Origin of the sequence: Collimonas antrihumi, assembly GCF_018304965.1 — a bacterium.
Taxonomy (GTDB): domain Bacteria; phylum Pseudomonadota; class Gammaproteobacteria; order Burkholderiales; family Burkholderiaceae_D; genus Collimonas; species Collimonas antrihumi.
This window is the reverse complement of sequence record NZ_JAGQED010000002.1, coordinates 94,657-114,782: the sequence shown is the minus strand read 5'-3', so window position 1 is coordinate 114,782 and position 20,126 is coordinate 94,657. Positions and strand designations below refer to the sequence as shown.

General features: G+C 52.8%; 20 protein-coding genes and 1 tRNA gene. 5 read left to right on the top strand and 16 right to left on the bottom strand.

All coding sequences use genetic code 11. The annotated features are described in order from the left end of the window. Positions 1-118 precede the first annotated feature (118 nt). The 11 genes from KHU29_RS03175 to epsL all read right to left on the bottom strand — a co-directional run bounded on the left by KHU29_RS03175 (position 119) and on the right by epsL (position 12,562). On the bottom strand, positions 119-1,189 hold the full coding sequence (locus KHU29_RS03175) for a glycoside hydrolase family 5 protein (protein WP_246541441.1): 1,071 nt from the start codon (positions 1,187-1,189) through the stop codon (positions 119-121). Further along, entirely contained in the window at positions 1,186-2,277 is a 1,092-nt protein-coding gene (locus KHU29_RS03170; RefSeq protein WP_246541440.1) for an acyltransferase family protein, read from the bottom strand. Before KHU29_RS03170 ends, KHU29_RS03175 begins: the two co-directional genes overlap by 4 nt. Before the next feature lie 44 nt (positions 2,278-2,321). Continuing rightward, positions 2,322-3,458, bottom strand: a complete 1,137-nt coding sequence (locus KHU29_RS03165) for a glycosyltransferase family 4 protein (RefSeq protein ID WP_246541439.1) — start codon at positions 3,456-3,458, stop codon at positions 2,322-2,324. A 33-nt stretch (positions 3,459-3,491) separates the two neighbouring features. Further along, positions 3,492-4,709: a polysaccharide polymerase gene (locus KHU29_RS03160; RefSeq protein ID WP_246541438.1), complete on the bottom strand. Its 1,218-nt coding sequence runs from the start codon at positions 4,707-4,709 to the stop codon at positions 3,492-3,494. A 171-nt stretch (positions 4,710-4,880) separates the two neighbouring features. Next, positions 4,881-5,756 (bottom strand): chain length determinant protein tyrosine kinase EpsG, encoded by an 876-nt coding sequence (epsG, locus tag KHU29_RS03155; RefSeq protein ID WP_211451242.1) that lies wholly within the window; start codon positions 5,754-5,756, stop codon positions 4,881-4,883. 28 nt (positions 5,757-5,784) lie between these two features. Further along, the gene (epsF, locus tag KHU29_RS03150; RefSeq protein WP_211451241.1) at positions 5,785-7,176 is read right to left on the bottom strand and encodes a chain length determinant protein EpsF; all 1,392 of its coding nucleotides are present in this window, start codon (positions 7,174-7,176) and stop codon (positions 5,785-5,787) included. Positions 7,177-7,273: 97 nt separating this feature from the next. Further along, positions 7,274-8,062 (bottom strand): polysaccharide export protein EpsE, encoded by a 789-nt coding sequence (gene epsE / locus KHU29_RS03145; protein ID WP_211451386.1) that lies wholly within the window; start codon positions 8,060-8,062, stop codon positions 7,274-7,276. Positions 8,063-8,113: 51 nt separating this feature from the next. Further along, a complete protein-coding gene (locus tag KHU29_RS03140) occupies positions 8,114-9,127 on the bottom strand; it encodes an EpsD family peptidyl-prolyl cis-trans isomerase (RefSeq protein ID WP_246541436.1) in 1,014 nt (337 codons plus the stop codon). A gap of 66 nt (positions 9,128-9,193) precedes the next feature. Next, positions 9,194-9,721: a hypothetical protein gene (locus tag KHU29_RS03135; protein WP_211451240.1), complete on the bottom strand. Its 528-nt coding sequence runs from the start codon at positions 9,719-9,721 to the stop codon at positions 9,194-9,196. Positions 9,722-9,878: 157 nt separating this feature from the next. Next, positions 9,879-11,261 (bottom strand): undecaprenyl-phosphate glucose phosphotransferase, encoded by a 1,383-nt coding sequence (locus KHU29_RS03130; RefSeq protein WP_211451239.1) that lies wholly within the window; start codon positions 11,259-11,261, stop codon positions 9,879-9,881. 11 nt (positions 11,262-11,272) lie between these two features. Continuing rightward, positions 11,273-12,562 (bottom strand): XrtB/PEP-CTERM-associated polysaccharide biosynthesis outer membrane protein EpsL, encoded by a 1,290-nt coding sequence (gene epsL / locus KHU29_RS03125; protein ID WP_246541434.1) that lies wholly within the window; start codon positions 12,560-12,562, stop codon positions 11,273-11,275. Positions 12,563-12,938: 376 nt separating this feature from the next. On the opposite strand from epsL, the gene KHU29_RS03120 reads away from it, so the two are divergent. Continuing rightward, the gene (locus KHU29_RS03120; protein WP_211451238.1) at positions 12,939-13,184 is read left to right on the top strand and encodes a hypothetical protein; all 246 of its coding nucleotides are present in this window, start codon (positions 12,939-12,941) and stop codon (positions 13,182-13,184) included. A gap of 766 nt (positions 13,185-13,950) precedes the next feature. Then, entirely contained in the window at positions 13,951-14,649 is a 699-nt protein-coding gene (locus tag KHU29_RS03115; protein ID WP_211451237.1) for a phosphatase PAP2 family protein, read from the top strand. A gap of 14 nt (positions 14,650-14,663) precedes the next feature. On the opposite strand, the gene KHU29_RS03110 is transcribed toward KHU29_RS03115, so the two are convergent. Then, positions 14,664-15,359: a haloacid dehalogenase type II gene (locus tag KHU29_RS03110; protein ID WP_211451236.1), complete on the bottom strand. Its 696-nt coding sequence runs from the start codon at positions 15,357-15,359 to the stop codon at positions 14,664-14,666. 97 nt (positions 15,360-15,456) lie between these two features. Between KHU29_RS03110 and KHU29_RS03105 the strand changes: the two genes are divergently transcribed. Continuing rightward, on the top strand, positions 15,457-15,978 hold the full coding sequence (locus KHU29_RS03105; protein WP_211451235.1) for a thermonuclease family protein: 522 nt from the start codon (positions 15,457-15,459) through the stop codon (positions 15,976-15,978). 15 nt (positions 15,979-15,993) lie between these two features. Here KHU29_RS03105 and KHU29_RS03100 read toward each other — a convergent pair whose 3' ends face one another. Next, complete coding sequence (locus KHU29_RS03100; protein WP_211451234.1) at positions 15,994-16,443, bottom strand: methyltransferase family protein; 450 nt, start codon at positions 16,441-16,443, stop codon at positions 15,994-15,996. Positions 16,444-16,685: 242 nt separating this feature from the next. Between KHU29_RS03100 and KHU29_RS22495 the strand changes: the two genes are divergently transcribed. Both KHU29_RS22495 and KHU29_RS03090 read left to right on the top strand, forming a co-directional pair. Continuing rightward, positions 16,686-17,201 carry a Wzz/FepE/Etk N-terminal domain-containing protein gene (locus KHU29_RS22495; RefSeq protein WP_211451233.1) on the top strand — a complete coding sequence of 172 codons (516 nt, stop codon included), beginning with the start codon at positions 16,686-16,688 and terminating at the stop codon, positions 17,199-17,201. Then, the gene (locus tag KHU29_RS03090; protein WP_211451232.1) at positions 17,167-17,676 is read left to right on the top strand and encodes a hypothetical protein; all 510 of its coding nucleotides are present in this window, start codon (positions 17,167-17,169) and stop codon (positions 17,674-17,676) included. The genes KHU29_RS22495 and KHU29_RS03090 overlap by 35 nt, the downstream gene beginning before the upstream one ends. A 377-nt stretch (positions 17,677-18,053) precedes the next feature. On the opposite strand, the gene KHU29_RS03085 is transcribed toward KHU29_RS03090, so the two are convergent. The 3 genes from KHU29_RS03085 to rdgB form a co-directional block, all read right to left on the bottom strand. Further along, a tRNA-Ser gene (locus KHU29_RS03085) sits at positions 18,054-18,143 on the bottom strand. 91 nt (positions 18,144-18,234) lie between these two features. Continuing rightward, entirely contained in the window at positions 18,235-19,503 is a 1,269-nt protein-coding gene (gene hemW, locus KHU29_RS03080) for a radical SAM family heme chaperone HemW (RefSeq protein WP_425514443.1), read from the bottom strand. Continuing rightward, complete coding sequence (rdgB, locus tag KHU29_RS03075; RefSeq protein ID WP_211451231.1) at positions 19,500-20,084, bottom strand: RdgB/HAM1 family non-canonical purine NTP pyrophosphatase; 585 nt, start codon at positions 20,082-20,084, stop codon at positions 19,500-19,502. The genes hemW and rdgB overlap by 4 nt, the downstream gene beginning before the upstream one ends. Positions 20,085-20,126 lie beyond the last annotated feature (42 nt).

Below are 20,126 nucleotides of genomic sequence, written 5' to 3'. Positions count from 1 at the left end.
GGATGCGTCGACAAAATGTCAACCGGCACTCCGCTGCGCCCTGCGTTGAATCTCATTGCGATCTCATTGCGATCTCATTGCGATCTCATTGCGATCTCATTGCATACTCACTGCATACTCATTGCGTTATGTAATTTTTCAAAATTGCCGTTTGCGGCTTATCGCCGTTGTCACCAGGCTGAATGCTGTACGGATAAGTCCCCAGCCACTTGCCGGCGGACCAGTATGTCCAGCCGCCCCAGGCAGAGCTGCCTTTCATCCCCTCCATGATTGCCGTCAATGCCTTTAAACACGGGTCATTGACGGCCACGCCGAATTCACCGAGAAACAGGCGCTGCCTCGTCGAGTTGGCCCAGACAGTGACGTTTGCCATCACCGCGCTCAGACGGGCAGGGTCGACACAACTGTTGCTGGTTCCGGAGGAATCGGCATCCGCGTACTGATGTACTTCGATCATGTAATTGTTGGCAGGATCGCGAAACGACCGGAATGCATCGGCATTCGACACGCCGTTATCTTTCGCGTCCCAGGAATGCGCGCCGCTCCAGCCACCGCCTGGAACCATGATCAAATGCTTCGAGCCGCGTCTACGCAGGGCACTAACCGTCTCCTGTGCAGTGGAGGCCCAGGCCGCCACCGACATTTTTGCGGGTTCATTCATCAGGTCGAACGCGGTGTTGGCCGGATCCTTGAATACCGTCAGCAAGCGCACCCACAGGTCGATAAAAGCGGCACGCGGCACTTCGGACGAGCCGATCGGGTTGCCGCGATACTGGCCGAAATTGTGAACATCGAGAACAATGCAAACTCCCAACGATTGCGCGGACGCGACGCTATCCTTTAATCGTTGCAACTCTCCGGGATCAAGTGCGCCGAATAATTTCGGTTGTATCCGTTCCCACAAGAACGGCAGGCGAAAGGTATTCATTCCCAGTGATTGAAAATGCTGCATGTCAGCCAGATCGGGATAGACGTAATCTTTAAAGACTGTCCCGGGCAATTTGTCCGCAGCAAACTCGGCGCCGCTCAGGTTGACGCCAGCCATGCGTTTGCCATCCAGGCAGTTGGCAGTTGCCAGATCGCAAAACAACACACATCCGATAGCCACCGCAATGGCCAGCGTCCGGCGCCACATTCCAGGAATCAGGGAAACGCTGCCACGCACCCTGCTGGGAAAAAATTTCATCATCTGGTTTCACTTTCAACGGAGAGGGGTTGTGGGCGGGTCGCTAGTGGAAATGGCGGAATGAACTTTCGTTTGAAACCATTCCCCATGGACCTGATTAGCCGTGCTCCCGGCTTCTCAATCAGTTGATAGTTGAGCCACGAAAGTCCGAGGACAAGAACCACAAAGGGGATGAGTAAAACCATCTGGAACGGAGACGGAAGAAATTTATGGAAAAGATAAATGATCGGCATATGCAGCAAATAAATCGAGAAACTGCATTCCCCGCATAAAACGATTGCCTTGTTTTCGAAGAAGAACTTGCCAAGCGCCGATGGAAACGAAAAGCCGAATACCAGGAAGGAACCGAAGACGGCTGTCAAAATGCTGCTATAGAATTCTTTGTTGCTCGAAAAAGGAATTTCTATCCAGCCGCTTTCCATCAACACCATCGATGCAAGCAACAATGAATGCAGGACGAGGAGCGATTTTCCGCCCTGCTTCGTCGCCCCTATTCTCGAACGAACGATTCCGGCAATCACGCCAAACAGGAAGTAGTGAAGTTTCGCCCCCACAAAAGTGCCCGGGAATACATCCCGGTACGACAAAAGAATCAGGGCGCCGAACGTCAGAAATGCCAGGCCTGCGATGTCGAAGCGTGTCACGTAACGGCTAGCCGCGGCCCAGACCAGGACGAACAGAAAATAGAATTCGACCTCAGGTGTGATACTCCAGAACACCGACACATTGCCTGAGAAAAAAATGTGCCGGAGGATATTCTTACTCGAAACGTCATACACGAAATTCGGGTCGATGGTTGTGTAGATAAGAAACGAAAACAACAAAATGACAAGATAAGCCGGTGCAATTCTCGAAAACCTGGATATCGCATACTCAGTCACGCTCAAGGATGAAAATTGCTTTCCAAGATAAAGATAAGCCATGAGAAAGCCGCTCAACGAAAAGAAAACCGTCACGCCGACTTCACCGGAAAAATTGATTTTCCAGGGGAGCGAGAACCAGCTCACCGCATGGCCGTACACAACCAGCAGCGCCGCCAGCCCACGCAAGCCTGTGATTGCATCGATTCTTGTTTTATCCATGGTCGGCATCAGCAATCTTTAACAGTGGTTTTCAATGTGCGAATCCATTCTTTTCAGTTGGGCCTGGCCCGCACCGCCAGGTCTTTGTAGACGTCGATATATTTGTCAGCAATATGCCGCCAGTTGTAACGATCCGCGAACTGCTGCATCTGCACCCGCCTGAGTACGTAGTCCGCACGCGTCTCTTCATGCAATTTCAACAGGCCAGCTATGTTGTCTCCACCGTTTCCGGCAGAGAGCAGAAGCCCGATCTTTGATTGCTCGATCAAATGGCGAAACGGCGGGATATCGCTTAACACCGGCGTCAAGCCGGCGCTCATCGCTTCAATTGGCGCGATGCCGAAACCTTCATGCCGCGACAGACAAATGAAATAACTGGATTGTCCGATCAGGCTTGCCAATTCCTGATCTGATGGATTCGGCACTATCTGCACCAGGTCCGTCAGTTGCTGTTGATTCACTTCGGCGCGGAGTTCTTCTGCGGTGTGATCGTATTCACGGCCGGCGATGATCAGTTTCCAACCCGGTTCGTGAACGGCCAATTGCTTGAACAAGGCCAGTGTTTCCAGCAAACCTTTATTCACAGACCAACGGCCGAAATAGATCATTGTCTTCGTGGGCGCCGATGCCGCCTGACCGCTGTATTTTTCGACGTTGACACCATTTTCAATAACCGCCAATTTTGGCGGGCTGACGATTTTGGAAAAAATATCGCCATCGTTATCACTGGTGGCGATGATCTTGTCGTAAGCCATCGAAGAAGCGCGGGTTACTGTATTGAAGTAGATTTTTTTGAGTGTCGACGCAAACTTTGTATGGAAAAAGCCGCCGTGAGTCGATGCCACCAGAGGCCGTCGATGCAATGGTTTGGTAACAGCCAGATAATCGAAAAAGAAATCGACGCCATGCACATGAATCACATCGGCGTCCGCCACATGCTGCAGCACCTGGGGACAAAGCGGATATCTGCTGGTGCCGTGGAACGGCAGGCGCACCACGCCAACGCCGTTTATCTGCGCTTCAGGGGCGAGAAATTCAGCGGAATTCCTGAACAGCCGGTTGAGCGTAACGATCCTGGGAATCTGATCGTGATGCTCGCGCTGCTGCCTGGCGATATTCTGAACCACATCCTCCATGCCACCTATGGATGGAGAATATTGACGCACGATGTGCACGACTTTAATAGACATGTTTGATTTCCTTTGATTTCTTTTGATTTCTGCTTAGGCGCCAGACGGTTGCGACGCCCCTGCCGGACGCGCCGGCAATGCATCTTTCGCGCGACCTGCGGCGCAGCCAACCAGGAACCACAGAATGCCGGCGGTTTTCAACGCGAACAGAGAAGTTCCGCTTACACACAAGATCAGAGACATATACAGCGTGATGTAAGCGCGGAATCGATCGCCTCTCTCGTCCTCCATTTTCAGCATCCAGAATGCAACCCATAAAAAGACGCATAACAGCAGTCCCAGTCGCGTAAGCAAGGAGGGATAGCCCATGTCGCCAAAGCTGATATTGAATCCGTCCAGGCCGAATATCATTCCCAGATCCAGATTCGACAATGTCTTTCCGCTTACAAAAAGCCGGCCAAGGACGCTGTCGCTGTAATGACCGCCAAAGACCGTTGCGAGCAGCAGCAGTAGCGTCACGCTAAGCAATGGCATGACGATCAGCCAGCTATTGGTTCTACCCAGCGGCAAGCAGCGCATCACGACCAGCGCGGCGACCGTGATCATGCCGTAGCGCGAGTCGCTCAATGCAATCATTGTGGCTGCGGCCAACAGGAAAAAAATCATCTCTTTGAACTCGTCGCGCCGCTTCGACAATCCCCAGGCCGCGATGATGACCGCAAAATTTCCGAGTGAAACAGGTTCCAGGAAGATCGACGATATCCGGTGGTTGCCAATCAGCGATGGCAAAATCGTGCGGCCGATGCCTTCCGGCCGTATCCCGTTCAGCCCCAGCACGCTATCTTTTGCCCAGTTGGAGCCGGCGGCCAGATTGCCCTGGCTGACGTAATAGGAAAAAATATTGAAGACGCGTGAAAACAGATCAAGGAAAAACAACTCAAAAAATCCGAAAGCCAGCACCAGAATAATCATCAGCTTAAGCACGCGATCGGTATATTTACCATTGCCGATTTCCCGTCCGAGCCCGTAGAACAGGATAGGAATCATCACATCCCTGAACCCTTTCGGGTCCAGTTGATTGCGCAAAATCGCCATCAGGAGCAGGTAAGCTGCCACCAGGGCGGCGACAGCGACAAACTCAAGCCGGATACGCTTGATCAAAACGGTCATGCATGCGATGTAGATGACGGCTTCAGTGACTCCCACCCCGGCAACGGAAATTGCATGAACGTTCGTATGAATCGCACATAAGACCGCCTGATACACCAGCACTGCCATCAGAATCCAAAACACCGTTCTTTCGGCTGGCATTGGAGAACTGGCTGGTCGAGGAAAAATAAAATCCCTGATGTTTGCAAAAAAAGGCATGCGATTAATATTCCATGATGATGCTGCCTGCAGTCAGGTACGGAAAGCCGCCTTCGTGCCTGGCTCTTGCAGTAACGCGCTCGACCCGGCTGCAAGAATTGATTTTCCTGCTCATCAGAAGCTCACCATTACCGAGCCGACGACTTCAGTGCCGCTGCGCCGGAGTTGCTCGCTAAACGCGGCGAGATCGGCGACCCGGGTGTGATCCTTCCGCACCACCAGCAGCACGCCGCCGGCGCGTGCGGCAATGGTCAGCGCGTCTGCCGCGCTTGAGAACGCCGGGGTGTCATACAAAATGATGTCGAAGCGGTCGCACAGCGTTTCATTCATGACCACGAAGCTGGAACGATTGATCAATTCCTGAGGATTAGGTACCAGCGATCCCGCCGGCAATAACGACAGGTCGATGAACGATTCGGCCATCGCCAGCATATCCAGGCCGGCACGCCCGGCCAGCACATCGGCCAGCCCGCGCCCCGCAGCCAGATTGAATATCTTATGCTGGCACGGGTTGCGCAAATTCGCATCGACCAGCAGCGTCTGCTCGCCGAGCTGCGAAAAAACGACGGCCAGATTTGCCGCCAGCAAGCTGGTCCCATCGCCAGGATTGACACTGGCAATCGCCAAGGTCTTGCGCCCCGGACGGAACCAGCGCAGCATCAACTCGCTACGTACCGAGCGCAGCATCTCGACTTCCGCACTGAACGGCTGGTAGGCAGCCATTAGCGTCGCTGGATAATTTCCACCGCCCGCCTGCAGATAAGGGTAGTCAAATTGACGCGCCAGCACTTGCTGGATATCGGCCTCGGTCACCAGGCCCAGGCGTTGCGCGGCTTCGCCGAAGCGGAGCCCTTCTTCCTTTTGCAGACGGCGCACGCTTTCCACTTCCTCCAGCGTCATCTTGCCCTGCTCAACCAGCATACGACCCATGTGGATGTCTTTCCGGGACGCCGCACCGGCACTCACGATAGAACTTACCGGACTGTTCATTTTCTTTACCTTTCCAGCGTGTGCGCGATCATCGCGTTAAAAATAACCTGGAGAATGCAAATCTCCGCGGGGGCTTGCCCCAGGTGATGGTGCCAAGCACTGGCGCCTTTAGTACGTTGATCAGATCGGCGCTAGACCGTACGCGACGATTCGCCAATTCCGCCAATATCGCCAGAGCCAACCCAAGCATGGCGCCGAGCAGTATCGACAACACTACGTTCAACCGTACATTGGGACTGATCGGAAACACCGGCGCCACTGCCGGATTGAGTACCGAGACGTCAGATTGATGCGATTCCCCTTCGAGCTCGGTCTGCGTAAGACGCTGAGCGGCGGCGTCGTATGCATGCTGCGCACTTTCAACATCTTTCATCAGCACCGATAGTCCATCGCGGGCGTGATTGAGCTGGAACACTTTGGCAGTCTGGGCGGCCAACGCGGCGCGCATCTCCGCTTCGCGCTGACGCAAGATGCGGCCGTTATTTGCAGCGGCGTTGTTGGTTGCGCCGATGCTGCTGTTCAGTTCGGCGCGCAACCTGTCGACCTCAGCCTTGGCGGCCTGGTACTGTGGATGATTTACAGCCAGATTCTGGGATAGCTGCGCGAATTTTCCTTCCGCCAGCGCCAATGACGATTTCAGGTTTTGAACCAGCATATTCGATACCACATCCGGCGAATCCCTACCGCCGCTGCCCGTCGCCTGCCGGCCGCGCGACGATGCTTCCGCCGCCTGCCCTTGCGCTTGCACCAGCTGACTGGACAGGTCGTTCAAGCGTGCCGTCTCAACGTCGAGACGGTTGTCGGTACTGACCAATCCGTGTTCTTGCTGGTACGCGGACAGTTTGCCTTGCGCCTCCTCCAGATTGGCCCGCAAAGTCGCGACTTGCCCTGTGAAGTATTTGGCTGCCTGCTGCAACGGCTCGACCTTGATTTGCAAATTGAGCTGCTGGTAAGCGGTGGCAAAACCATTGGCAACCTTTGCAACAAAGGCAGGATCGTTCCCCTTGGCGGAGATTTCGATCATGCTGCTTTCTCGCGACGGTGACACCTCTACCATTTTCAGCAAGGTATCGGCCAGCCATTCCCTGATCGATCCGCTGCCATTCGTGAGTTGTTGGAAACGTTGCTTGAAAACCGGCTGGTCCGCCAGGCCAAGATTGTCGACCGCTTTCAAGGCCACCCGCCGACTGGTGACAATATCGATTTGCGTGGCCATGTAACCGGACGCCAGCTGGGCCGGCAACACACTGCCAGACACCGGATCGGCGCCTTTGTAATTGAGCAGCACCGTGGTCGACGCCTTGTACGTTTTTGGCAATGCAAGACTGACCGCTGCGGTGGCAACAACTATAACAAGCAGCGTCAACACAATGACCTTGTAGCGTGCCCGCAGAATGGTGAGAAGCTGAGAAAAAGTCATGTGAGCTCCTTTCGAACAGCGGAATGAGCGGAATAATCGGAATAAGCGGAATAGTCGGAACAAGCAATCGACAAAACGTCAGCCTGGATGAGACAGATCAAAAGAAGCTCTCTTTCACATACACGACGTCGTCCGCCTGCAGCGTCTCTTCGTGACTGGCATTTATCTCCACCAGATTGCCCTTGGCGTCGCGCCGCTTGATGCGGATGCCGCGCTCGGTGCCGCGTGGAGTGAGGCCGCCGCCGATCGACAATGCCTGGACCACGGTCATGTTGTGCTCCAGCTTGTAGCCGCCGGGATGCTGCACTTCACCGTAGATATAGAACTTGGGAGCGCGATCCACGAAAATCACGTCGCCGTTGAGCAGGTCGACATTCGACTTCATGTCGGCAGACTGGATCATCTCGACCAGATTAACGACTTGTTTGGTGGTTTTCCCATTTCGCGTACGGACGACGGTGGCGGTATCGCCGCCTTCCGGGCCGACACCTCCTGCCAGTGCCAGCATGTCGGTCACGCTGCGTTTACCGGCAACCGGATAGCGGCCGGGATGCAATACCTGGCCGAGCACCGACACCTGCTGGCTCTGCAACTCGGTGACCATGATGTTGACTTCGGCTTTGCGCAGGAACCCGCCCCCTGTCAGCAAGCCGGAAATCTTCTTTTCTGCATCCGCAGTGGACAGACCGCCGATACTGACATCGCCGATCAGCGGGAATGTAATGTTCCCTGCTTCGCTTACCTTGGTTTCCAGGCTCAGGTCGGGATTCCCGAATACGGAAATTTTCAAGGCATCGCCCGCCCCTAAAGGCGTGTCGGCCGCAGTTGCGGAAATGGCGTACATTGCCAGCAGCATCGCCAGCAAGCATACATAGACTCGTTTCATCATTATCGTCACCCTGTTAAATTATTTTCCTCTGCCGCATCTTCATCTTGTTCATTTGACTTCTGCTACTTCGTGCCTGCCCTTCTCGCCCGGCGCGATCGCCACCGGCTTTTCTGGCACGCTAGCGGACGCCGGCGACTCTTCCGTGATCAAACCAGCGCTCTTGTCGACGTATTCGAGCTTCGCCGAGGAACGCAAGCGCGCTATTTCCGCAGCGGCGACTTCTTGCATTTTCTTGTTGAGCAAATAGCGCTCGATCTGTCCGGTGGCGGCATCTCCCGTCACCGGGCTATCTCTTAATTCAGTCAATGCGCAGAGCAGAGTCTGCTTGCCGTCTTGCATGACAAATAAATGATTTCTGCCCAGGTTCTTGATTTTTCCAATGATTTCCGCAGGCAAGTCGGCGCTGGTATAGGTAAGCTGAGTTTTCGCATACGCGATGTTGTGCTGCTTCAGCCAGCCCTCCATGCGATTCAGTGACTGTGTCGTATCCATCTGCAATTTGAGCGCCCCGCTAAAGTCTTTCGCGGCAATAGCCAACTGCTCGATATCAAGAACCTTGCGACGTGCAAATAATTCCGGGTGACTTTGGAAATAAGCATCGATTTCAGCTTTCGAAGGCTTGGCCAGATTCGCCCCTTTGGATTCCAGATAAGCCTGCACAATCGCTTGCGTCTTGAAACGCTCAATAACCTGCCGCAATTTAGGATCGCGATCGAGTTTATTGCGCACCGCCTCCTCCAACAAAATCTCCCGGTCAATCAGCGCCTCCATGGCCTGCTTCCGCATGGATTGTTGTTGCACAACGTTTTCTTCCGCCGTGCCGCTTGCATATTGCAACTCGGCTTCAAGCTGAGTTGCCGTAATTTCGTGGCCATTGACTCTGGTGAGTACCTTGTTGGTCTTTTTTTTCTGATCACCACAGGCAGACAGACTCAGCGCTGCGAGCAACATCAAAATGCCCAACCCCTTTACACGCGACACACCGCCAATGGCAGGCATATAGTCGAACTGCTCAAAGCTACTCAAAATTCGATTCCTATAAATAAAGCAGATTTCATCCATGCACTTTCTATGCAATTTTTCTGCACTTCTTCTTCGGACTGAAGAAAACCGACGCCCTACGAGACATCAAGTGCCCAATTGTCCGATGTGTTTCGACCCGGCAAAGAAGCCAAGCGATGTCCGCATGGGACGACGGCGTACCTGATACAGCACGAAGCAGAGCCCGACCAGGAGCAGCGCCCAGCTTCCGGGTTTTTCCCGTGGTTGCGCCTCGAAATTCTTGAGGAAATAAAACAGCAGATCGTCTGAATTATTCAGGTCGGAAGACACCTTCCCGGGTGCGGCGCCGTCATCGGCATTTCGTGAAAAAGCCACTGGTACCGTATTGGCGGCGCGCCAGACATTGCTCGATTCTCTCGTTTCACTAAAAATAACGGGAACGGCCGGAGCAGCGCGTGCCGGATGAGGCGTCAATGTTGTTGGCATAGCTTTATTCGGATCCGTGCGCTCGACCTTTGATGGATAAGTGTCGATTGCCTGCAAGTGCGATGCGCCCGCCTCTGACGTGTTGAGTTGAAACACCGGCGTTGCCGCTACGGCAGCACTGCAGGAAACCACTAATGCGAGACTCACTAACAACATGGCTCTTTGCATGATCTTCTCTCCTAAACACCGCATCGAATGCAGCATTGACTTGTGTTGCAGGACACTCGGGAAACTGAGCGCTCGTTACTAAAATATTTTCCGCAAGAATTTCCATGTCTTGCGAGACATTGTTTTCAACGCTGGCGGACTCGGACTCAGACTCAAACTAGTACGCGCCGTCCTTTTTCAACACTTCCTTGACGGTGCGGGCGATAATCCACAAATCCAACGCTAACGACCAGTTACGCAAATACTCCAGATCGAATTCAATCCGCGAGCGCATTTTTTCCAAGGTATCGGTCTCCCCGCGGTAACCGTTCACCTGCGCCCATCCGGTAATTCCCGGCTTGACCTTATGCCGCAACATGTATCCCTGGATCAGCTTGCGGTACATCTCGTTGTGAGCGATAGCATGCGGACGCGGGCCGACGATACTCATGCGGCCTTGCAGCACATTGAAAAACTGAGGCAACTCGTCAAGCGACGTCCGACGAAGAAAACTGCCGAACCGTGTCACGCGCGCATCGTTTTTTTTAGCCTGATTGACTACGGCGCCATCCTCGGAGACGGTCATCGAGCGAAATTTATAGACCACGATCTCCTCTCCGTTCAATCCGTATCGACGCTGGGCGAAAATGATACGGCCGGGCGAAGAAAGCTTTACGCCTATCGCAATTACCACCATGATCGGCAGCAGAATGATCTGGATCAACAGCGCCAGGACAATGTCGCTGCCGCGCTTCACCACTCCGCGCAGACCGGTGAACGGCGTTTCGCAGATACCGATTACCGGGATGCCGCCGACATGATCGAGGCGCGCCTGTATGAGTCCGAAGGTGTAGATGTCGGGTACGAAGTAAACCGAAGCGGTCGTATCGCGCAGTTCTTCCATCAAGGCCAGCACTCTCGGCTGCGCCGACATTGGCAAACAAATGAATATCGTCTTGATTTTGTGCTCGCGCACATAAGATCCGACATCTGCGAAGGTGCCGAGATACGGCGTGTGCAGCTCGGCCGGCCGGCTGGCTTGATCGCGATCGTCGAAAAATCCGCGCATGTCGATGCCGGTGTTGCTGCCGGTTGTGAGGCATTTGAGAATATCCACCCCGGGTTCATTGCAGCCGACAATCACTGCCGACCTGACCTCAACCTTTTTCCCGAAATTGAATACCAGCACATGCGCTGTCAAGCGGCTCAGCAGAAGCGCGAAAGGCGCGAGCACAAACCAGGTCCAAATAACGCTATCGGAGAACTCATAGCGCAACCCGGTAACTTGCCCCATCAACACCAGCACGGCAGCAATGATCACCCAGCCAAGGAATATATCGCCGGCATACCCAAGCTGCTTTCCGATGTGCAGGGTACGGTACAGGTCGATCTGTTCATAGATATACGAGGAAATGAAGAACGCGATAATCATCAGCACCAGGTAGTCGCCGGTGAATACCTCCTCCTTTGCCATGATAACCAGATACAAAGAGCCCAGAATAATGGCCGGATCAAGCAGGCGCTTAAAGAAGGAAACCAGCGGGATGTCATTCTCGGTCATTTTTTCTTGCCTCAATACGCGTAGCGTGTGTTCAGCATCACGCCGTTATTCACATACCCGCCTGGCGTACTGGTTAAAGCTCGCGTGCTGCGGATGCCCGACAGTTGGACCTGCCAGCGCTGTGTCGGGTTGTAAACCATTGTCAGCGCAGTGTTGCGCAACACATCGTTTTGATTCGGAGAGCCGGGGGTGCCGGACACTATCGATTGGCTGAAATCACGTTTCTGATATTTGAATTGCGCTATCAGGCGAATTTTTTCCGAGTATTGCCAGGCCGACGCAATGCTGGCGCCGTGATTAACGGAGTAGACAGTCGACAGATCGTCCACGGCGCCGATTTCCCGCCATCCGGCGACGGTAAGATCGATCTTTCCGGTAGGTGACCAGTCTGCCGAGACACGCGAATTTATGCCGCTAAAATTTCTGATGGAAGATGCGTCTTGCGTCCTGCTGACCCAGCCGCCTAAAAAGTGCAACTTCGTCTTTCCGGTCAACTGCCAGTCGACCTTGCCTTTTATTTCATTCTGGTCATAGCCGTTGAATACCTGCAGGCCGGCGTCTTGTTCCGGATTTGGAAAATTGGCGCGCGTATGGCGCAACTGGACGCCGATAGTGCTGCCAGTGGCGGCCAGGTAGTCGAGCCCTACCTCGGTTTGATTCTGAGTGTTATCCGCCGGCTGTTGCGATGCCAGGTCATACGACAATTTGCTGTGCACCAAACCGGCGCGTACGCGCCAGCTCGGATGGAACTGCCAGGAGCCGTCAACGTAGGCGCTCTCTTGCGTACGTATATTTTTTTCCAGCAAATGGAAATCGATGAAAGGAGTCAGTCCTTGCGAATAAGTGACGCCGACATTGCCCTCAACGTGTGGACCTGCATGCCAATTCCAATTGGCAGCCAAATTCTTGTCCATATGATCAAGCTGGCGGAATCTGTCGTATTCGACATTGGCGAGATTCACACTCGCCGTCAGATGCTGTTGGCTGATGGTCTTGTCTGCGATGAGACCTAACTGCAGCCTGCGCGTGTAGTCCGAGAGATTGCTACCGATCCCCATGGCTTGCGCAGCGGCACTATTTTCCAACCCCAGTAAATTATCGTCGTAGCTGATGCCGTAGCCAACATACGGCCTGATGGCATCGGGCGTTGGCGTGATGACATCAGGCGGCGGCATGACGTCCGTCGGCACCAGATCGTTAGCGACGGCCAGGACCGGCACCCAGGAGCACATTGGGATCAGGAAAATGGTTTTCCATGGAAGCCGGAAAAATTCCGTACTACGCTTTTTTTGTTTGTTCATGACATACCTTTTCTAGTGCATGGATTCACGCCAAGCATTTATCGGCTCGACTTCACTGAACATTTGATAAAAATTTTTCCTTGCAAAAAAAACTGCAAAAAAATAAATGGGAAAGTCAGTTCAAACCAGTTCAATCTGATCGGAAGAATGAAAACGGACATAGCATCGAATCTTTCAAAAGATTCAAGCCGACGGTGATCGCAGTACGCAAAGTAAACTAAACAATCGACGTGCTCAGTACGGAAACGTACATAACACCAGCGATCAACACCGTTATTCTTCATGGCTGGCTTGAAGTCACGCAAAAGCCGTACATCGGCATCTACATCAAGCTCCGCCAGAGACACAAAGACAACTACAGAAACGGAAAGAAAAAATGATGAATAGGATGCAAGGTGTGTTTTCGACTTATGCACGACTTATGCAAGAGTCCTTGCGCAATGTTTGTCACACTGCTATCGGCTTCAGCCGAACGCTTGCGCTGACCTTATGGGCAGCCGCCGTGTGCCTTGTCATCTTGAGGGAATTGCAGTTTGAATTTGACGCGCGGCGCATCAAAGAGAGGTCTTTTTTGCATGATCTTTCCTTTAGCAAAACACATATCAAGCCTGGTGCTGGCTGATATCAGGAATCTGAGTAAAGTCGGGGATGATTTCCACGGCCCATGCTTCTTTTAAAACAGGGGGAAGAGAAATTGATTCGACTTTTCGACATGAAAATGAGTTTTGTGCACATGCTGCATCACAGCATAAACACGCCAACTACTGACTTCAATTTATCCTGCGGGTTCATTTCAGAACAAACCTCTTACACTTTGTCACACATCGATTTTCACATTAACAACTAGAGCACCGATCGTCTGAGTGCCTGGCGGCATCAAAATTTCCTGCACAGGAAATATGGGGATTTGACATGGATCCGATCAAAAGAGTTTCATTAAAAATGCTTCCAAACCCTTATAGAACGGGAAACACAGACAAACAACACAAAAAAATAAAAGCAACTTAATGCGAAAGATTATTGGAATGTGTGAGATATTATTTATCCAATATTCATGCATCAGAATTTCACGAATTTGAAATGAAGAATGCGTCATTGAGGCTTGTGGAATATTTTCAAGATCGCCATTAGCTATCAGTATCGTTTAAATATTTAATTGTGCAAGGCACAATTTTGTAAAATATCCGGCGCATTAAAAATGATTATGCAGAGCAATAAAATTGCGGTGGGGAATCACTTTGCAAGTCGTCAGACGAAGGATGAAATCATCATCGATGGCGAAGTTTGCTGACGAAAAAAAACCGAGGAAGACGGCATGCTCTCAAGCATTCGAGCCGGATACTCAAACAATATGATCAAAGGGAGGTAGCATCATGTGGAACAATTATATGAATATTTCCGTGATGGATTGGCTGGCGCAATTCACATCGATGTCAGCGCCGTTCAATCAAATCGTTCACTATATTTCCGGCTCGGATCTGTTCAAAGGCTTGCCCATCATGGCTTTGCTTTGGTATTTCTGGTTTAGAGATACGGATCCAAAATCAAACACCAGGGAGATCATTATCGCGACCTTGATCGGTTGCGTCATTGCCGTCTTCATTGCCAGAGGCGCGAACAACATCGGCCCATATCAGCCGCGCCCGTTTGCAAACGCTGCGCTGATTCATCATACGTACGTCGGACTGGCAGCACCGGAAAGTCAGGCTTTATACATATGGAATTCTTTTCCCAGCGATCACGCCACTTTGTTTTTCAGTCTCGCCACCGGGGTTTTTCTGATTTCAAGAATGGCTGGATCCCTGCTCTATTTCTATGTGCTGATCTTCATTGCCCTGCCACGGATATACCTCGGCTTGCATTACCCAACCGATATTTTGGCGGGTGCATTCTTGGGAATCGCATGCGTCGCGCTTAGCACTCGCGCTGGCGTGATCAAGCTATATGGCCGCCATTGCGACATGCTGTTGAATCGTTATCCCGCAGCCTTTCAGGCAGTGCTGTTCATCATTACCGTTGAAATAGGCACGCTGTTTTATGACGTTCGAATGCTTCTTGAGGGAATCATCAAATACTTTCCCCGATAAGACTAAGGCGCTAGTTATGATCGAGAGACGATCAGCTGCGCCGCCATCCAATCCGCCAACTGATCCAGTCCTTGCACGACATGATCAGGAGACTGCCCAAGCTCGTCAAACGCATTGCCGGCCCGGTTGATCCAACATACCGGATAACCGAAATGCCGCGCGCCGGAAGCGTCCCATGCATTTGACGAGACGAACAACAGCTCAGAACAATCGCAATTCAACTGTTGCTCGGCCAGCTTGTAAACACTGCTGTGCGGCTTGAAAATTTGCGCATCATCGGCACTGATCAGATGCTTGAAACGCAGACCGAGGCCGGATGCCGCTACCACGCTGCGAATCGAATTGACAGAACCGTTGGACAGGATGGCGAGCGGCAGCCCCATCGCCTGCAACCTTGCAAGCGCGTCCGGTACTTCGGGATACGGTTTTATCTTGAGATATTCCTCGCAGAGCGCGGTACGCGCCGCCTCGTCAAGAGGTAGCTGGAGCTGCCTGGAAGTAAACGCCAGGGCATCGCGGGTGGCCTGTTCGAAATCGACGTAATCACCCATCAGGCTGCGCAGCCAGGTGTACTCAAGCTGCTTCTGTCGCCAGACCAGGCTGATTTCGCGTCCCCGGCCTCGATGATAGGTATCGCAGGCCGCTGCGACTGAATGCACATCGAACAGCGTGCCGTAGAGATCAAATACGATACCCCTTATATTCTTCATGATCGCTCCCCTGTAAGCTGTCGGATCAGCAGCGCCAAGGCCGGCACCGCCTTCCCTACGCTGCTCGCTTTTACCGCTGGATGCCACTACAGTGTAAATGAGAATATTGATTGTCACTTTACTGCTAATCGCGCTGCAGGCTACCTACGCGCATGAAGTTGTGAACGTGGGTGACGGCGACAGCTTGACGCTGCAAGTCGGCCCGAAGCGGCTCCAGCTGCGCCTGGCCGGCATCGATGCGCCGGAAATGAAACAAGCGTTCGGCCCTCAGGCCAGGCGATCTCTGCACCAGCTATGCTTTGGCAAGGATGTGCAATACAAGGCAGAAGCCATCGACCGCTTCAACCGCACCGTTGCGACGGTGCGCTGCAACGGCATCGATGCAAGCCGGGCCCAGCTTGAACGCGGCATGGCCTGGGCTTTCCGGCAAAAGGATCGTGATCTGAAGGCGCTTGAGATAACGGCACGTAACAACAGAGTTGGATTATGGTCAGATCCGCATCCTGTCCCGCCCTGGCGTTTCCGGTACGCCGGTTCGCAGGATGCAACTTGCCATGTCGGGCCGCGTGGTGGCCGTTATCGATGGGTGAACGGGCGCAAGATGTACGGCTGTCCATAATTGAAGTTTTAGGCTTCACCAGAACCAACGCGGAACCCGGCTCCGGTACCGCAGCCACTGACTGCCGTGGGTACGCGACAACCAAGGCTCTTCGCCGAGCACGACACGTAGATGAAACGCCACGGCTACGACGAGAGCATAGATGAGCAAACCCCGGGAGCCGAACGCGGCTGCCCAGCCGAGCAATGCCAATGTCACTGCGACGTACATCGGGTTGCGCGAGTAACGGTAGGGCCCCGTTTCAACCAAACGGGCGGGCGGCGCCCAGGGAGCAAGCGTTCCTTTTCCAGAGACGTAGAACTCACGCACGCACCACAGCAAGACCGCAAAGCCGGCTAGCAGGGGCAAGAGACCCAAAGGGTGAACCAGAGTGGTGTGCGAAGTCGAGAAGAGCCAAAACAGCGGAACGAGGATCGCAACCACGCCCGGCAGGGCAACGAAGGCTATGAGCGCACGGAAGAGCATGGTCTTCTAACGATTAAGCTTGTGTACCAGTCACGGAGAACAATATGCTAGATAAGCATTTGTTTTAGAAGGGCTCCCAGGCCAAGCCTGGGAGTCAAGGTATTTTGGAGTGGTGTCATTCATATTATCGCCTGCGGGCCTCGCCAATGCTTAATCTACCGGGTATCGCTAGAGGAGTTACCACGTTCATTACCACGGTTTCCGCTTCGATACTCCCAGAAATCTAATTGAATTTGACATGCATGGAAGAGCCAATCCGGCATCTGTTGCATGTGTTAAACTTTGCTAAATATGCAATGCTGCAATCTTGGAGGCAATGGCCTCATGTAACATTCACCATTTCTGACAGTTACAATACATTTCCAATGACCATTCCCGTAAATTCGCAGGTATCGCATCGCACATTATTTCATGCGCTAAAACGTCACACTGCGCTCTTTCTAGCGTGCGGGCTACTAGGGGCGGTGGTTGCAGTCGGGATTGCATTCATGATTCCCAAGCAGTGGCCAGCGACGTTGTTATTTCAGATTGGCCAAGTTGGCGGAGCAGGTAATTTGCTCGCTGATCCAAATAACGTGATTCAGCGGATTAAATTTCCCGGCTTTGTTTCTCAGGTTTTACAATCGCAAAATTTACCCACTGACGAATCGATCAGCGACCGAAGTGATCTGATAAAAAAATCGCTAAATGCCACTATGGCAAAGGGGGGGGAACCTCGTAGAAATGACGGTGAAAGGCCACTCTCGCGAAGAAGCTAAAGAAAATTTACAGGCTGCATTTCAATTTCTTCAAAATGAACACAATCAACTTCTTACACCGTCGGTTACCAGGTTAAAAAAGAATTTGGATGATGCCACAAGCTCGTATCGGAAAATTGAAGATGAACGCCAAGCTATTCTTGATCCGATCAACCGAGCAAAAACATCCAACAACATCGAGCGTAAGTTCTCTGAAAGTATACTGCTTACCAGCATGTTGAAATCGAACGATTCAGAAACACGAACCTTCCGAGATCAAATTAGCGCTCTCGACGAGCAACTCAGTCCTTATCGTACATTTAATACCAAAGCGGTAACTTCAATCTATGTGCCAAAGAATGCTACGTATCCAAAAAAGAGTATCGCTGCAGTACTTGGGCTTCTTCTGGGTCTAGTAATCGCCGGTACATGGGTACTGATTCGAGACAAAGAGTTGCGTGATGTGATCGGCGGCACTCTTCAAGGTGATGCTTAGCCTAGACCTCTGTGCGCCGATTTGCAGTAGTTGTGATTCATTCCGTCGGAAGGTTATTCTGACCCACGAAAAACCAGAAATTGGTGGGTTTTGATATCGCTGTAATGCCTATATTCACCTGGCCCAGAGTTTTTCCGTTAACAGACACAGTTATCGGTATTGCTGCGCCGAAGTTCTCATTACGATAGATATACAAGGATGGCATTCTTGCATTCAGTAGCAGATAACAGGTTCGTGGTCACCGTGGCAAATTGCTTGCGACAATTTAAGGTCGGATGCAATAGGATGTTACTGTACTTATTTTGCTGTCGGTCCAACCTATGTCCTTGTATTTATTGGTATTTCCGGACTAGATCGGACGACTTAGAATAGTAATTTGGCGGAAGCGGTGAGATTCGAACTCACGAACGGGATAAACCGTCGCTAGTTTTCAAGACTAGTGCCTTCAACCACTCGGCCACACTTCCAGAGAGGCGTAATTATACCCAATTTGTGGAAAATTAACGATCCCGAACCCGCTTTTATTGGAATAAAAGCAGGATTACTCAGGAAACCAGCTCAGTCCAGCAGGAACATCTGCTGTAAATCATTCAGAAACCGTTGCCCCAGTGCAGTAGGCTGGATAATCTTGTGGTCGCGGTACAGCAAGCCCTTGGCTTCAGCCCGATTCAAGGATTTTTCTATCGTATTGATGGCCAGCCCGGTGCGCTCGCTGAACAGATTCACCTCGAAACCTTTGTTCAGACGTAGCGCGTTCAGCATGAATTCGAATCCGAGATCGTCGCGGCCGATTTCGCTTTCCTCCTGGACCACATTGCCAAGGCGGCTATGTTCAAGATAAGCCTTAGGCTGCTTGTAGCGCATCTGCCGGATCACGCGATGCGGAAATGACAGCTTGGAATGGGCGCCGGCGCCGATGCCGAGGTAATCGCCGAATTCCCAGTAATTCAAATTATGCCGCGCCTGGCGGCCGGCCTGGGCATAGGCCGACACCTCGTAATGGCCATAGCCGGCGGCGCTGGTGTGCGCATTGATCATGTCTTGCATTTCGGCGCTGGCGTCGTCGTCCGGCACTACTGGCGGATATTTGGCGAAGTAGGTATTCGGCTCTAGCGTCAGGTGGTAGAGCGACAGGTGCGGCGGCGCAAAGCCGATAGCGGTGGCTACATCCTGTTGCGCTTCTTCCAGCGTTTGCGACGGCAAGGCGTACATCAGGTCGAGATTGAAATTATCGAAAGTCGCGTGGGCGATCTCGACCGCACGGCGCGCTTCGCCGTCGTCATGGATCCGGCCCAGCGCTTGCAAATGGCGGCCGTTGAAACTTTGAATTCCTATCGACAGGCGATTGATGCCGCTGTTGCGGTAGGACTTGAATTTTTCAACCTCGAAGGTGCCGGGATTGGCTTCCATCGTAATTTCGGCAGCACCGTCCAGCGGCAACAATGAACGCACATCCGACATCAGGCGATCCAGTCCGGCCGCCGACATCAGGCTGGGCGTCCCACCGCCGATAAAGATCGTATAAATCTTGCGGCCCCAGATCAGCGGCAACGCGGCTTCCAGATCGGCGCGCAAGGCAGCCAGGTATTCTTCTTCAGGAAAACCGCCCTTGGCTTCATGCGAATTGAAATCGCAGTACGGGCATTTCTTCACGCACCAGGGAAAGTGGATATACAGCGACAGCGGCGGCAACGCGCTCAGGCTGAGCGCGCCCGGCTGCAGATATGCCAGGGCGGCCTGGGCGGCTGCGGATGGCTTGTTGTCGGCGTGGCCGTTGGCGAGGCTTTTTGCCTGGCCTGGCATGCCGATGGGTTTAATCGGGATCATCGTAATTTCTCAACTAAAGCACGCAGCGCCTGGCCACGGTGCGAGAAGGCATTTTTTTCGGCTGCGGTAAATTCAGCAGCCGTCTTGTTCTGCTCCGGCAGCAGGAAATACGGGTCGTAACCGAAGCCGCCGGCGCCGCGCGGCTCATCGATGATGACGCCGTTCCAGCGACCATCGGCAATCACCGGTTGCGGGTCGTCGGCATTGCGCACGAATACCAGCACACAGTAATAATAGGCCGATTTATCGGCATGCGACGCCAGATCGGCGACCAGCTTGCGGTTGTTTTCCGCATCCGATTTCGGTTCGCCGGCATAACGAGCCGACAACACGCCAGGGGCGCCGCCCAGCGCGTTAACGCAGACACCAGAGTCGTCGGCCAGTGCAGGCAGCCCCGTCAGGCGCGAAGCGTGGCGGGCCTTGGTGAGCGCGTTTTCAATAAAGGTCAGGTACGGCTCTTCCGCCTCAGGGACATTGAACTCGCCTTGCGGGCGAACTTCAAAATCGATCTGTGCCAGCAACTGGCTGAATTCTTTTAATTTACCGGCGTTATTGGAGGCCAGGACCAGGGTGCGTGACATGAGCGACTCGAAGCAAAGAAAGCCGGTACTTTAGCACCGGAC

Coding starts and splice junctions, on each gene's coding strand:
- KHU29_RS03140 (WP_246541436.1), bottom strand. CDS start 9,127: ATGGATGAAATCTGCTTTATTTATAGGAATCGAATTTTGAGTAGCTTT.
- KHU29_RS03115 (WP_211451237.1), top strand. CDS start 13,951: ATGAATATTTCCGTGATGGATTGGCTGGCGCAATTCACATCGATGTCA.
- KHU29_RS03090 (WP_211451232.1), top strand. CDS start 17,167: ATGACGGTGAAAGGCCACTCTCGCGAAGAAGCTAAAGAAAATTTACAG.
- KHU29_RS03100 (WP_211451234.1), bottom strand. CDS start 16,443: ATGCTCTTCCGTGCGCTCATAGCCTTCGTTGCCCTGCCGGGCGTGGTT.
- KHU29_RS03120 (WP_211451238.1), top strand. CDS start 12,939: ATGATGAATAGGATGCAAGGTGTGTTTTCGACTTATGCACGACTTATG.
- rdgB (WP_211451231.1), bottom strand. CDS start 20,084: ATGTCACGCACCCTGGTCCTGGCCTCCAATAACGCCGGTAAATTAAAA.
- epsF (WP_211451241.1), bottom strand. CDS start 7,176: ATGACTTTTTCTCAGCTTCTCACCATTCTGCGGGCACGCTACAAGGTC.
- KHU29_RS03130 (WP_211451239.1), bottom strand. CDS start 11,261: ATGACCGAGAATGACATCCCGCTGGTTTCCTTCTTTAAGCGCCTGCTT.
- KHU29_RS03160 (WP_246541438.1), bottom strand. CDS start 4,709: ATGCCAGCCGAAAGAACGGTGTTTTGGATTCTGATGGCAGTGCTGGTG.
- KHU29_RS03175 (WP_246541441.1), bottom strand. CDS start 1,189: ATGATGAAATTTTTTCCCAGCAGGGTGCGTGGCAGCGTTTCCCTGATT.
- KHU29_RS03170 (WP_246541440.1), bottom strand. CDS start 2,277: ATGCCGACCATGGATAAAACAAGAATCGATGCAATCACAGGCTTGCGT.
- epsE (WP_211451386.1), bottom strand. CDS start 8,062: ATGAAACGAGTCTATGTATGCTTGCTGGCGATGCTGCTGGCAATGTAC.
- KHU29_RS03165 (WP_246541439.1), bottom strand. CDS start 3,458: ATGTCTATTAAAGTCGTGCACATCGTGCGTCAATATTCTCCATCCATA.
- epsL (WP_246541434.1), bottom strand. CDS start 12,562: ATGAACAAACAAAAAAAGCGTAGTACGGAATTTTTCCGGCTTCCATGG.
- hemW (WP_425514443.1), bottom strand. CDS start 19,503: ATGATCCCGATTAAACCCATCGGCATGCCAGGCCAGGCAAAAAGCCTC.
- KHU29_RS03110 (WP_211451236.1), bottom strand. CDS start 15,359: ATGAAGAATATAAGGGGTATCGTATTTGATCTCTACGGCACGCTGTTC.
- KHU29_RS03135 (WP_211451240.1), bottom strand. CDS start 9,721: ATGCAAAGAGCCATGTTGTTAGTGAGTCTCGCATTAGTGGTTTCCTGC.
- epsG (WP_211451242.1), bottom strand. CDS start 5,756: ATGAACAGTCCGGTAAGTTCTATCGTGAGTGCCGGTGCGGCGTCCCGG.
- KHU29_RS03105 (WP_211451235.1), top strand. CDS start 15,457: ATGAGAATATTGATTGTCACTTTACTGCTAATCGCGCTGCAGGCTACC.
- KHU29_RS22495 (WP_211451233.1), top strand. CDS start 16,686: ATGGAAGAGCCAATCCGGCATCTGTTGCATGTGTTAAACTTTGCTAAA.